This window comes from Rhizobium sp. YTU87027, assembly GCF_050644135.1.
In the GTDB taxonomy this organism is placed as follows: domain Bacteria; phylum Pseudomonadota; class Alphaproteobacteria; order Rhizobiales; family Rhizobiaceae; genus Rhizobium.
The window spans coordinates 3,435,215-3,448,205 of sequence record NZ_CP098440.1; the positions used below are offsets into that span (position 1 = coordinate 3,435,215).

9 protein-coding genes are annotated in these 12,991 nt (G+C 60.7%); 5 read left to right on the top strand and 4 right to left on the bottom strand.

The window, feature by feature from the left end; translation table 11 throughout:
• Nucleotides 1-20: 20 nt before the first annotated feature.
• From NBG89_RS16970 to NBG89_RS16990, 5 genes are read left to right on the top strand one after another with little or no spacing between them, the layout of a single operon-like run.
• Nucleotides 21-689, top strand: a complete 669-nt coding sequence (locus NBG89_RS16970) for a phosphoribosylanthranilate isomerase (protein ID WP_431320899.1) — start codon at nt 21-23, stop codon at nt 687-689.
• 2 nt (nt 690-691) lie between these two features.
• Complete coding sequence (gene trpB, locus NBG89_RS16975) at nt 692-1,912, top strand: tryptophan synthase subunit beta (protein ID WP_431320900.1); 1,221 nt, start codon at nt 692-694, stop codon at nt 1,910-1,912.
• 3 nt (nt 1,913-1,915) lie between these two features.
• A complete protein-coding gene (trpA, locus tag NBG89_RS16980) occupies nt 1,916-2,755 on the top strand; it encodes a tryptophan synthase subunit alpha (protein ID WP_431320901.1) in 840 nt (279 codons plus the stop codon).
• A 39-nt stretch (nt 2,756-2,794) separates the two neighbouring features.
• Nucleotides 2,795-3,697, top strand: coding sequence for an acetyl-CoA carboxylase, carboxyltransferase subunit beta (accD, locus tag NBG89_RS16985; protein ID WP_431320902.1), 903 nt, complete (start codon nt 2,795-2,797; stop codon nt 3,695-3,697).
• A 21-nt stretch (nt 3,698-3,718) separates the two neighbouring features.
• Nucleotides 3,719-5,071, top strand: a complete 1,353-nt coding sequence (locus NBG89_RS16990; protein WP_431320903.1) for a bifunctional folylpolyglutamate synthase/dihydrofolate synthase — start codon at nt 3,719-3,721, stop codon at nt 5,069-5,071.
• A 44-nt stretch (nt 5,072-5,115) separates the two neighbouring features.
• Here the strand turns inward: NBG89_RS16990 and trxA are convergent, their stop codons facing one another.
• From trxA to NBG89_RS17010, 4 genes are all read right to left on the bottom strand, one after another.
• The gene (gene trxA / locus NBG89_RS16995) at nt 5,116-5,436 is read right to left on the bottom strand and encodes a thioredoxin (protein ID WP_007528746.1); all 321 of its coding nucleotides are present in this window, start codon (nt 5,434-5,436) and stop codon (nt 5,116-5,118) included.
• A gap of 72 nt (nt 5,437-5,508) precedes the next feature.
• Complete coding sequence (gene addA, locus NBG89_RS17000) at nt 5,509-9,060, bottom strand: double-strand break repair helicase AddA (protein ID WP_431320904.1); 3,552 nt, start codon at nt 9,058-9,060, stop codon at nt 5,509-5,511.
• Nucleotides 9,053-12,247: a double-strand break repair protein AddB gene (gene addB / locus NBG89_RS17005; protein WP_431320905.1), complete on the bottom strand. Its 3,195-nt coding sequence runs from the start codon at nt 12,245-12,247 to the stop codon at nt 9,053-9,055. Before addB ends, addA begins: the two co-directional genes overlap by 8 nt.
• 3 nt (nt 12,248-12,250) lie before the next feature.
• A complete protein-coding gene (locus NBG89_RS17010; protein WP_088693203.1) occupies nt 12,251-12,982 on the bottom strand; it encodes a nucleotidyltransferase family protein in 732 nt (243 codons plus the stop codon).
• Nucleotides 12,983-12,991: the final 9 nt, after the last annotated feature.

Consider the following 12,991-nt stretch of genomic DNA (forward strand, 5'->3'; position numbering starts at 1 on the left):
TTTCGTGTCACTCCGCTGCCATGAAACCGGATATCAAAATCTGTGGGCTGAAGACGGCCGAAACGATCGATCGCGCCCTGGCGCGGGGTGCCACGCATATCGGCTTCATCTTCTTTGAAAAGAGCCCGCGCTATGTCGAGCCCGATATCGCGGGCAAGCTGGCGGAGCCGGCGCGTGGCAAAGCCAAGATCGTTGCCGTCACCGTCAATCCGAGCAACGACGATCTCGATGAGATCGTGGCACTCTTGAAGCCCGATATTCTTCAATTGCACGGCGACGAGAGCCCGGAGCGCGTTTTGACCATCAAGGCGGTGTATGGGCTGCCGGTCATGAAGGCTTTCTCCGTGCGGACGGCCGATGATCTGAAGCGAGTGGAGGCCTATATCGGCATTGCCGATCGTTTCCTCTTCGATGCCAAGCCTCCGAAGGGATCGGATTTACCCGGCGGCAACGGGGTTTCCTTCGATTGGAGCCTGCTCTCTTGGCTTGACGACAGTGTGGATTACATGCTTTCCGGTGGCTTGAACAAAGCTAACATTGCCGAGGCGCTCGCCATAACAAAGGCGCCCGGGATCGATGCGTCCTCCGGTGTCGAAAGCGCGCCGGGCGTCAAGGACGTGGCAATGATCGATGAGTTTTTCGATGCGGTCGAATGGGCCTGTCAGCCCGAAACGGCCTCAGGGAGTTGAGAGTGAACCAGACGCCAAAACCGAATTCCTTCCGTTCCGGCCCTGACGAAGATGGCCGTTTCGGCATTTACGGCGGCCGTTTCGTCGCCGAGACGCTGATGCCTTTGATCCTCGACCTGCAGGACGAGTGGAACAAGGCAAAGGACGATCCGGAATTTCAGGCAGAGCTGAAGCAGCTTGGCACCCACTATATTGGCCGCCCGAGCCCACTCTATTTCGCTGAGCGCCTGACGGCTGAGCTCGGCGGCGCGAAGATCTACTTCAAGCGCGAAGAGCTGAACCACACCGGCTCGCACAAGATCAACAACTGCATTGGCCAGATCCTGCTTGCCAAGCGTATGGGCAAGACGAGGATCATCGCCGAAACCGGCGCCGGCCAGCATGGTGTTGCCTCCGCAACCGTCGCTGCCCGTTTCGGCCTTCCCTGCGTCGTTTACATGGGCGCTACCGACGTAGAGCGTCAGGCGCCGAACGTGTTCCGCATGAAGCTCCTCGGTGCTGAAGTAAAGCCGGTGACCGCAGGCCACGGCACGCTGAAGGACGCGATGAATGAGGCGCTGCGCGACTGGGTCACCAACGTCGACGACACCTACTACCTGATTGGTACGGCCGCCGGCCCGCATCCCTATCCGGAAATGGTCCGCGACTTCCAGGCCGTCATCGGCACAGAAGCGCGTGAGCAGATCCTGGAAGCCGAAGGACGCCTGCCGGATCTCGTCATCGCTGCCGTCGGCGGCGGTTCGAATGCGATCGGTATCTTCCATCCGTTCCTTGATGATGAAAGCGTCAAAATTGTCGGCGTTGAAGCTGGCGGCAAGGGCCTGAGTGGCGACGAACATTGCGCCTCGATCACTGCTGGTTCGCCCGGTGTTTTGCATGGCAACCGCACCTACCTGCTGCAGGACGGCGACGGCCAGATCAAGGAAGGCCACTCGATTTCCGCTGGTCTCGATTACCCCGGCATCGGCCCTGAGCATTCCTACCTGAACGACGTCGGTCGCGTCGAATACGTCCCGATCATGGACCACGAGGCGCTTGAAGCCTTCCAGACGCTCACCCGCCTCGAAGGCATTATTCCGGCACTGGAGCCGTCGCACGCACTGGCCGAAGTCATCAAGCGCGCCCCGAAGATGGGCAAGGACGAGATCATCCTGATGAACCTCTCCGGCCGCGGCGACAAGGACATCTTCACTGTCGGCAAGATTCTGGGAATGGGTGAGTAAGTCATGACCGCACGTATGGACAAACGCTTCGCCGATCTGAAGGCGGAAGGCCGGCCGGCACTCGTTACCTATTTCATGGGCGGTGATCCGGACTACGAAACCTCGCTCGGCATCATGAAGGCGCTGCCGGAGGCGGGTTCCGATGTCATCGAGCTCGGAATGCCTTTCTCCGATCCGATGGCCGACGGCCCGGCGATCCAGATGGCTGGCCAGCGCGCTCTCAGGGGTGGCCAGACGTTGAAGAAGACGCTGCAGCTTGCAGCCGATTTCCGCAAGACCGATGACGCGACGCCGATCGTGATGATGGGGTACTACAACCCGATCTACATCTATGGCGTGGAGAAGTTCCTGGATGATGCGCTGGCCGCCGGTATCGATGGCCTGATCGTCGTCGATCTTCCGCCTGAAATGGATGACGAACTCTGCATCCCCGCCCTCAAGAAGGGGATCAATTTTATTCGTCTGGCAACGCCGACGACCGACGAGAAGCGTTTGCCGACCGTTCTGCGGAACACGTCCGGTTTCGTCTACTACGTCTCGATGAACGGCATCACCGGGTCGGCGCTACCGGATCCCTCGCTCGTATCGGGTGCCGTCAAGCGCATCAAGCAGCATACCAATCTGCCGGTTTGCGTCGGCTTCGGCGTCAAGACCGCCGACCATGCAAAGGTCATCGGCAGCTCGGCCGATGGCGTCGTTGTCGGCACCGCAATCGTCAATCAGGTGGCAACGAGCCTCACCAAGGATGGGAAGGCGACCGCCGATACCGTCCAGGCCGTCGCCACGCTTGTTCGTGGACTGTCAACGGGTACACGTTCGGCGCGCCTTGTTGCTGCCGAATAGTTTCCCCACATTGGCAAGAGTCAATCAGGAGTTTTCGACTTGAACTGGATCACCAACTACGTCCGCCCCCGCATCAATTCCATGCTGGGCCGCCGCGAAGTGCCGGAGAACCTCTGGATCAAGTGCCCGGAAACGGGTGAGATGGTCTTCCATAAGGATCTGGAAGACAACAAGTGGGTCATTCCGGCCTCCGGCTATCACATGAAGATGCCGGCGAAGGCTCGCCTTGCCGATCTTTTCGATGACGGTGCCTATGAAGCGCTTGTCCAGCCGAAGGTCGCGCAGGACCCGCTAAAGTTTCGCGATTCCAAGAAATATACGGATCGCCTGAAGGACAGCCGCATCAAGACCGAGCAGGAAGACACGATCGTTGCCGGTGTCGGCAAGGTTCGTGGCCTGAAGCTCGTGGCTGTCGTCCACGAGTTCAACTTCATGGGCGGTTCGCTCGGCATTGCGGCCGGTGAGGCAATCGTGAAGGCATTCGAGCGCGCCATCGCCGAAAAATGCCCGCTGGTCATGTTCCCGGCATCGGGTGGCGCTCGCATGCAGGAAGGCATCCTGTCGCTTATGCAGCTGCCGCGCACGACGGTTGCCGTCGACATGCTGAAGGAAGCGGGACTACCCTACATCGTCGTTCTGACAAACCCGACCACGGGCGGTGTTACAGCGTCTTATGCGATGCTCGGCGATCTGCATCTTGCAGAGCCTGGCGCGGAAATCTGCTTTGCCGGCAAGCGCGTCATTGAGCAGACGATCCGCGAAAAGCTGCCGGAAGGCTTCCAGACGTCGGAATACCTGCTGGAACACGGCATGGTCGATATGGTGGTCAAGCGCCACGATATTCCGGATACGCTGGCGCGTGTCCTGAAAATCCTGACCAAGAAGCCTGCGGCAAACCTCAACAAGGAAAGCGGGACGCTCGCGATAGCCGCGAGCGCCTGATCCAATTAGGCAGGTCGCGCGATGATACCAAGGGGCCAAGCCGTAGTGAGCGAAGCAGCGCAGGAAATCGATAAGCTCATGGGATTGCATCCCAAGGGCTTTGATCTGTCCTTGGACCGTATTACCCGCCTGCTTTCCGTTCTTGGTGATCCGCAGAAGAAACTGCCGCCCGTCATTCACGTGGCCGGCACGAACGGCAAGGGCTCGGTGACGGCCTTTAGCCGCGCCCTGCTGGAAGCTGGCGGCTACAGCGCCCACGTCCATACTTCTCCGCATCTCGTAAACTGGCACGAACGCTATAGGATCGGTGTCACAGGCGGTCGCGGGCAGTTGGTGGATGATGCCGTTTTTGCCGAGGCCGTGCGACGTGTCGCGGCTGCCAATGATGGACAGAAGATCACTGTTTTCGAGATCCTGACGGCTGTCACCTTCATTTTGTTTTCAGAGCATCCGGCTGATGCCGCCATTATCGAGGTTGGCCTCGGCGGCCGGTTCGATGCGACGAACGTCATCTCCGATCCCGCGGTTTCGGTCATCATGCCGATCTCGCTAGACCATCAGCCTTACCTTGGTGATCGTGTTGAGCTGATCGCGGCGGAGAAGGCCGGTATCATGAAACGTGGGCATCCCGTTGTCATCGGCAAGCAGGAATATGATGCCGCTCTCGACGTGCTGATGTCGACCGCCGAACGGCTAAACTGCCCGACGGCCGTCTTCGGTCAGGACTACATGGCGCATGAGGAATACGGACGGCTCGTCTACCAGGATGAGTTCGGCCTCGCTGATCTTCCGCTGCCGCGGCTTCCCGGTCGCCACCAGTATGCCAATGCCGCTGCGGCGATCCGTGCCGTCAAGGCTGCCGGCTTCACGGTCACCGAAACGATGATGGAAAAGGCGCTGCTGTCGGTCGAATGGCCTGGTCGTCTTCAGCGTCTGGGCGACGGACACCTGATGGTCAATGCTCCGGCAAAGGCGGAAATCTGGGTCGATGGCGGGCACAACCCCGGGGCCGGCGAAGTCATCGCCGAAGCAATGGCGAATTTCGAGGAAAAGCAGCCGCGGCCGCTCTTTCTGATCATCGGCATGATCAACACCAAGGATCCGGTGGGCTATTTCAAGGCTTTCAAGGGCTTGGCTGAGAAGGTCTATTGCGTACCGATTCGTGGCAGTGACGCGATGATCGATCCGGTTATCCTCGCGAATGCCGCCTATGATGCTGGCCTCATCGCAGAACCGATGTCGACTGTCAGCGACGCGTTGGAGGCAATCAAAGAAGGCGCTTTCGAACAGGCCCATCCGCCGCGCATCCTGATCGGCGGCTCTCTCTATCTCGTCGGTGATGTTCTTGCCGATAACGGTACGCCGCCGAAATAAAAAAAGCCCGGTCAAATGCCGGGCTTCTTCTGTTTATGGACAAATTACGCGGCGCTGGAAATCCAGCTCGAAAGAGCGGTCTTCGGGGCAGCGCCAACCTTGATGTCAGCAACTTCGCCGGCCTTGAACATGGCAAGCGTCGGAATGGAACGGACGCCAAACTGAGCGGCAAGTTCCGGGTTCTCATCGATGTTGAGCTTGGCGACCTTCACCTTGCCCTGAAACTCGACAGCGAGTTCTTCGAGGCTGGGGGCGATCATCTTGCACGGGCCGCACCATTCAGCCCAGAAATCGACGACGACGGGTTCTGCGGATTCCAGAACTTCCGACTGGAAGTTGTTGATATCGACTTTTACGGTAGCCATAGGCTGCTCCTTTAGGGATTCCTGTTGAAGCACATGTGAGCGTGCGGTGCCGGAATTTCAATGTCCGGTATTTCACTTTGTCTCGAGTTGCGCAAGCGCCGACGCCAGAGCATCCGGTGTCAACGTGTGAACGGAACCGTTTTCCGTGTAGACGAGCACGCAATCGATGCGCTTGCCAGGATAGAGCGGCGCCAGGATCTCTCGATAGATGGCGAGCTGCGCCTTGTGGGCAAAAGAGATCGTCTCTGCGGTCTGCGGCGGGACGCGATTGGTCTTGTAGTCGAGTACGACGACGCGATCGTCGAACACAGCCATTCTATCGATGCGGCCCGAGACGGCGTGATCCACTCCGCCGATCGCCAGCGTGCCCATGACCGAGACTTCTGCCTGCCCATGGGTAGAGAACACAGGCTCAAGGCTGGGGTCACGCAACAGTCTCAATACTGAATCGACCAGTTGCTGTCGCTCGGCCTCCGGCCAGTGAGACGCGGCGCGTCTGGCGTAGCGCGTGGCCGCATCTACCCGCTCGCTATGCGGCACGTCCGGCAGCGTCTGCAGCATACGGTGGAGAAGTCGTCCCTTCTGCAGCGAGCGATCGGGCTTGCCTTTTTCGGCAAAAAGCGGGGAGGCGACGAGGAGATCGTCTGCCCCATCGTCAACGATCGTTCCCACACCGGATGGGCTCAGCGGGCGAGGCAGTTGCTTGCGCGGCGGCAGCGGCCTGTCAAGGCCCGCCGGGATGGACTCTTGTCTGGCGGTCTGTTCGATGCGGCCCAGCCGTTCAAAGCTCCGCTCGACCCGCGGAACCCGCCATTCGATGCCAGCCCAGCTACCGTCCGGTCCAGAAAATGTCGCTGCCGACACATGCGGGTGGCTGTCGGTCATCGCAGCGGAAATCATCGCATGCCAGGTGTCGGTGTTGGGCCGAACACCTCTATAACCGCAGACGGTGAGCCGATCGGCAGCTCGGGTCATCGCGACGTAAAGCAGGCGCCGGTATTCCTGTTCCGCCAACGCCTGGATGCGTGTCGCGTCCGCCTGGGTGAGGGAGTTACTGAGATCGCCGAGCGGAACCCAGGCTGGCATGGGCGGTTCGCCCTGCTCCTGCTCCAGCAGCCGAAGTTTAGGCATGTGCGAGTGCGTGAAGGCTTTGGATCCACCATCGACAAGGAACACGATCGGTGCCTCAAGGCCCTTTGATGCGTGCACAGTCATGATCCGGACTTCGTTGCGCCCCTTGTCCTGCTCACGTTTTACCTCTGGCGCTTCGATCTCAAGCGTCGATATGAAGGATTGCAGACCGGGCAGGCCCGAACTTTCGTGATCGAGCGCGAACGTCAAGAATTCATCGAGAATATCGCTCACCTCGGTCCCAAGCCGGGCAAGGAATTGTCGTCGGCCGCCATGGCATCCGAGAACGCGCGCATAGAAGTCGTGGACCGACAGGCTCTTGGATTCATCCAGGAAAAGCTTGAGGCGCGAGACCGCCGTCTCGAAGCGCGCACTGCCGTCGGCGGCGAACTTCTGCACATGCACCCACGCGCTCTCGCCCTCCGAACGAAGCGCGGCAACTGCAAACACGTCCTCTTCGCTCAGATCGAGAAGCGGGCTCTTCATGAGCGCGGCCAGGGAAAGGTCATCTTCAGGCAGTAGCAGGAAGCGGCCGAGCGCCACGAGGTCCTGAACCGCGATGTGGCTTGTCAGGCGCAGGCGATCGGCGCCGGCAACCGGTATGTCGCCACGCCGCTTCAGCGCACGTGTCAATGCGTTGACGAAAGCGTCGCGCTTGCGCACGAGGACGAGGATATCGCCGGCCTCGATCAGCCTCTCTTTGCCCTTCTCGACAATGGTTTCCCTACCCACCAGATTGCCGATCGCATGAGCGATGCGACGCGCGAGAATGGATGGCGGGGCACTCTCCGGCGTCGCATCAAAAGGTGCGGTCCAGTCTTCTTCCTTGATCGCCACCTCAGGCGCGACCATCTCCCAGAGGTCGACTGCGCCTGGGTGGCCGATGCGGTTGGAACGATGAACCACCGGCTCGCCCGTCGCGCTCAGCCCACGAGCATTTTCGGCCGGCGTGAAGATATGGTCGACGGCGGCGAGGACATCCGAGGTCGATCGGAACGAGAGCGGAAGCCGGACCGTCGAGAAGGCAAGCCCGCTTTGGGAGACGCGCCGGCGCGTCTGCTGGCTTTCCTCCGAGAAGCGCTCGGGACGAGCGCCCTGGAACGAGTAGATGGATTGCTTTTCATCGCCAACGGCAAACAGGGTTCGCACCGCATTGCGGGCGCTTTCGCCTGAAAAGAAGTCTTCGGCCAGCGATTGGATGACGCTCCACTGGATCGGGCTCGTATCCTGCGCTTCGTCGACGAGAATATGATCGATGCCCTGGTCGAGCTTGTAGTGGATCCACGGGCCGACATCGCTCTTGTTCAAGAGCTCGGCGGTCCGCGTTATCAGATCCTCGAAATCGAGTTGGCTGCGCTGTTTCTTGAGGTCGTCATAATCCTTGTTGAGACGGTCTGCGAGGATCAGCGCCGCGCGCGTTGCCTCGTACATACGGGCCGTTTTCAACCGATCTCGGCACAACACGACGTGCGCTCGCGCCGTTGCCACAGCATCAACGAGTTCGGGCGCTTCGTTCAACATCGCCTTCACGACAAACTGCGAATCCGCCTTCGGTTCTCCCTTGCCGGTCAGGAAGATCTTCTCCAGCAGCGAAGCGCGGCGTGTCGGTTCGCGCTCGCGTGCTGCTGATCTTAAGCCGGCTGCGATATCCTGCGCCTTGGCGCCACCCTTGTGGCCGGCAACGTCCAAATACAGGTCGAGTACACTGCCGCGCAGGCCCGGAAGCGGCCAGTACTCCTCGGCGATTCCAGTTGTCGTGTCATTGGCGGAAAGGCGAAGTTTCTTGCGCAGCACGGCATCGAGACCACCTTTGCGTTCTGCATCTCGCGTAAAGGTCTGGATCGCGTTGCGATTGGCAATGATCTCTTTCAGCAGATTTTCCAGCCCCGATTCATCGCCGAGATTGAGGACATAACCAAAGGCCTCGGCGAGCGCTGAATCATCCTCCGGTGTCGTCGCGGTGAGGAGGGATCGCCGTGCGTCCGCCAAGAGCGTTGCGGCTGCGCGATCATCGAGCACCGAAAAGTGCCCGGCCACGTTGGCTTCCAGTGGAAACTGATGCAGTAAGGCCTCGCAAAATGCGTGAATGGTCTGGATCTTCAGGCCGCCAGGTGTCTCGAGCGCTTTGGCAAAAAGCCGCCTAGCTTCCGCACGCTTCAGCGCATCCGGTGCCTTGCCCTCGATCCGCGCGATCCGTTCTTCAAGCTCTTCGTCCGGCAGAACGGCCCACTCTGCGAGCCGCTCGAAGACGCGGTTCGACATTTCCGAGGCAGCCGCCTTTGTATAGGTGAGGCAGAGGATTGCCGACGGCCGTGCTCCGGCAAGCAGCAGCCGAATGACGCGCTGTGTCAGAACGTGAGTCTTTCCCGAGCCGGCGTTCGCCGAAACCCAGGCCGAGCGTTGCGGATCGGATGCGATCGATTGCTGGATCGTCGTCCAACTCGTCCAGGCGAGGGGATCGTCGTCCTCGGGCAATGATGGTTCGTCATTCATCGCCGGTTGCCTCTTCGCTTTCTGCGGCCGACCATTCGGAAACGCGCGCCAGATGATCGTAGTCGCCACCGAAGTCGAACTGTTGTGCCGGCACGAGCCGCGAGGTGAAACCCTTCTCGCCTGACTGCAGAAGCGAAACGAACTTGATCAACTGATCGATCGAATCCGAAGCCAGATCCATCGCCGACTTCGCCTTGTCTGTCCTGGCCGATGTCTCGTTGTTGACCTTATCGACGTCGAATCGATTTCCCGGCCGCAAACGCACATAGAGAAGTTCCTGTGGAACCAGACTACCCGCATCCCGGAAGGCACCGGCGTTGAGCGCGGCCGCCTCCAGCGCCAACTGGGGATCGAGAAGTGCACGTGCCTGAGCCGGCGAGGGATTATGCCCAGTCTTGTAATCGATGATGTCCGCAGTGCCTGTTCCTGTGATATCGATCCGGTCGGCGACGCCGCTGAGCCGGATATTGATGGGCTCCAACTCGACACCGCCACGCACCTCTGTCAGCGTTCGTCGAACGCCTGGCTGTCGCTCCGCCTCCCACTCAAGAAACGAGCGGGCAACTTCCCGGAAACGCGGACGCCAAACCGCATCAATGTGCGCGGGGAGCTGCTCCGTATCGAAGAGCTCAGTCAGAATAGTCTCCATCGCCGTTTCCGCTGCAGGTGTTCCGGCGATGTGGCCTTCGCGTACGAAACGGTCGATGATCTTGTGATAGAGCGTTCCGCGCTCTGCGGCGCCAGGATCTCGGTTGAACGGCGCGACGGGATCAAGCCGCAGAACGCGGCGCGCATAGATCGCATAGGGGTCGCGGCGCAAGCGCCCGACTTCACTGAACGAGTACGACTTCGGCTGCATCTCCCGCGGCGGCGTCGGACTTGGACGCTGCGCGGGCGCTTGTCGGTCGCCTTGGTCAACCAGGTTTGCCCAGTGCACAAAGCTGTCACCGCGGCTTTTGAGTTCGGCTTCGAACGCCTTACCGCCGAAGGCAAGCAGTCGTTGCAGCCAGCGCGACGCGACCGTCGGCGTCGAACCTTGTCTGAGGGCGCGCGAATAGATGAGATGACGCGTCCCATTCGCCATTTCAAAATCGTGAGCCAGCTGGCCGATCCGCCGCTCCGGCGGCTCCAGGCCAATCTCCGTCTTCATCGTGCGGGAGACGAAGGGATTGTTGGACGTTTGACCCGGCCACGATCCTTCGTTCAGCCCTCCAAGGATGAGCGTGTCCACACTCTGGAGGCGCGCTTCCAGCGTGCCGAAGATGAACAGTCTTGGATGGCTCAGCGCCCGTGGTTTTGCCGCCTGTCCCGCCAAGAGTGCTGCGACGATATCGATCCACTGCGGACCGTCGGCGTCGATCTGCCCTTCGGTTTCGATGACTTCGCCGAGCATTGAAGCCAGCGTGTCACCGGCCTCGCCCGACCATAGTCCGGCAAGGTCGCCACGCTCGTCGCTCGCTACCGCCTCCAGCGCGCGCCCGGTGCGTCTTGCCCAGTCGGAAAGCGCGAAGCTGGTCGTCAGGCCACGTTCTTCGGGCAGGCTTCTGACAAGCGCGGATGCCAGCGGTTCGGTGGCCGCGGCAACCCGGCGGGCAAGCTCCCGCGCACGGTCGATGGCATCGGCGGGGAGCGCTTTGCGCCATTGCGGCGCGTGGCGATCCAAAGCCTGCTCAGACAACTGTTGCTCGAGAAGCGGTTCCAGTGCGGCGATGTCGACGTCGGCGACGCCACCGCGTAGCGCCAGAAGCTCAAGTGCCGTTACCGCTTCGACAAGCGCGCTGCGCTCCAGCCCGAAGTGTGCCAGCGGATGCTTGAGCAAGCCCACGATGGCGACAGGATCGCCCGGGCGAAGGGTTGCCTCGAGCAGCAGTTGCAGCAATGTTCCCTGCGGTGTCGCTGACAGGGGGGTGCCAGCGGAATCGTCGGCGATGATGCCGAAGCGTGACAATTCCGTGGTCACGCGGCGGGCCAGATTGCGATCAGGTGTGATCAATGCCGCGCGGCTCTCGCCGTCCTTGCCAGGGCGTTCGAGCGCCAGGCGGAGCGCGATGGCGATGGCAGTGGCCTCCTCTCGCTCATTGGCCGCTTCGATCAACGAGACGTCCGCGAATGCCGAAGAAATGGCCTTATCAGACAGGCCCGCCTTCCACCTGCCCCAATCACTGGTGGCTTCGGCCGGCGAGAGCGCATGCGAGAGGATTTCACTGCGCTGTCGCAATTCCTCGGCTGGCTCCGCCAGCGGCGTTACGTCGTCGCGAGTAAGGTTCAGCCGCTTCAGCAGTTGAGCGAGGCCGTATTGCGAGTGGCTGCGGCTTGCCGGATCCGCCGGCTGATCTTTCCAATCCTCCGGCGCCACCAATCGCCAATGCCTTTCGGGCATGCCGAGGTCGAGACCTGGCAGCACGATGACGCCATCCTGAAGATTGGCCACCGCCGCAATCAGGTCGGCTGTCGCAGGCACCGAGCCCGTCGATCCAGCAATGATGATGGGTCCCATCGGGGGGACTGTCGCAAAGCGATTTGCTTCCGCACGAAGGATAGCGTTGCGGTGCCTCGCGGGAGACGACTTGCCGAGCTCGTTCAATCTTTCGGGCCAAAAAGCACTGGCGATCTGCAGGAATTCGGCGGTCAGCTGCCACCAGAGCGCATAGTCTTTCGCGTTCAGGCGAGACAGTTCGCTCCAATCCCGATCTTCGGTCTCGATGGCGTCGATTAATTCCGCAAGATTGCGCGCAAGCCAAATGGCATCGGCAGGGCTCGCGGGCGCGACGAGTGGCGAATCGGAATGGATGCTGCGGACGATCTCCGGCAGTCTGTTTCGCCAGGCAAGGATGAGGCGTGCGAGCTCCAGCAGACGGGCGGTGTTCGATAGCGGCTGCGCGAGATCCAAAGTTGCCGGCAGGGCTTCATCGAAATACCCGCTGTCGTCGTCTGTTTCGCCAAGCGGCCGGATGACCGGCAAAATTGCCGATCGGCCGCCAAGAAGGTCGACGAACTCGGAGCGGAGCACGCGTGCGGCGCGTCTCGTCGGCAGATAGATGGTCACCTTTGAAAGCGACAGAGGGTCGTCGGGATCATACCGGAAACGGCGCGTCAGCCTGCCGTCACAGAGGCTTTCGGCAAGGGTCTTCAGGAAGGGAAGCCCTGCTGGGATGGTCAAAACCCTCGGCCGGTGCTGCTCGACCATCGGTCATGCAAACGTCCGGTATCGCCGGATCGTTTCCTCCGCTTCACCGATCGCCTCGGGCGTGCCGACCGTAAGCCAGTGTCCTTCGAGCACTGTGCCGTAAAGCCGTCCCCGGGAGATCGCCTTGTCGAAATAGAGATTGAGGTTGAATGGCTCGGTCGGAGCGTCATCAAGGAACGATGTGTCCATGGCGATCGCGCCGGCGTAGACGACCGGGCCGGGGCCGGATTCGGCAAAGCGCGTCAACCGGCCATCCCCGGCCATATTGAAATCGTTCTTGCCGTTATGCCCGGTGGTATCTTCCAACTTTACACAGAGCATGGCCATGTCCATACTCTGCGGCTGGAAGAATCCGGCTAAGCGTGTCAGATTGCTTGGAACGCCCAGACGCTCTCCGATCCAGAAAAGGTCGGCATTCGTGACGAACACCTTGCCGGGCGCAAGCAGCTTCAGCCCCTTTGCAAGCCCGCCGCCGTTGTTCATCAGTTTCTCGCGTTCGTCGGAAACAATGATCTCGAGGTCTTTGTAGGAAGCCAGGTGGGCCAGCATCTGGTCGGCGTGGTGATGAACATTGACCACGACACGTTCCACGCCGGCCTCCGCAAGCGAATCCAGCGCGTAATCGATCATCGCCTTACCGTCGATCTTCACGAGCGGTTTCGGGATGGTGTCGGTGATTGGCCGCATGCGGGTTCCAAGACCTGCAGCAAGGACCATGGCTTGCTTGATGCTCATTTGATCCGA

Coding starts and splice junctions, on each gene's coding strand:
- NBG89_RS16970 (WP_431320899.1), top strand. CDS start 21: ATGAAACCGGATATCAAAATCTGTGGGCTGAAGACGGCCGAAACGATC.
- trpA (WP_431320901.1), top strand. CDS start 1,916: ATGACCGCACGTATGGACAAACGCTTCGCCGATCTGAAGGCGGAAGGC.
- NBG89_RS16990 (WP_431320903.1), top strand. CDS start 3,719: ATGATACCAAGGGGCCAAGCCGTAGTGAGCGAAGCAGCGCAGGAAATC.
- trxA (WP_007528746.1), bottom strand. CDS start 5,436: ATGGCTACCGTAAAAGTCGATATCAACAACTTCCAGTCGGAAGTTCTG.
- addA (WP_431320904.1), bottom strand. CDS start 9,060: ATGAATGACGAACCATCATTGCCCGAGGACGACGATCCCCTCGCCTGG.
- addB (WP_431320905.1), bottom strand. CDS start 12,247: ATGGTCGAGCAGCACCGGCCGAGGGTTTTGACCATCCCAGCAGGGCTT.
- NBG89_RS17010 (WP_088693203.1), bottom strand. CDS start 12,982: ATGAGCATCAAGCAAGCCATGGTCCTTGCTGCAGGTCTTGGAACCCGC.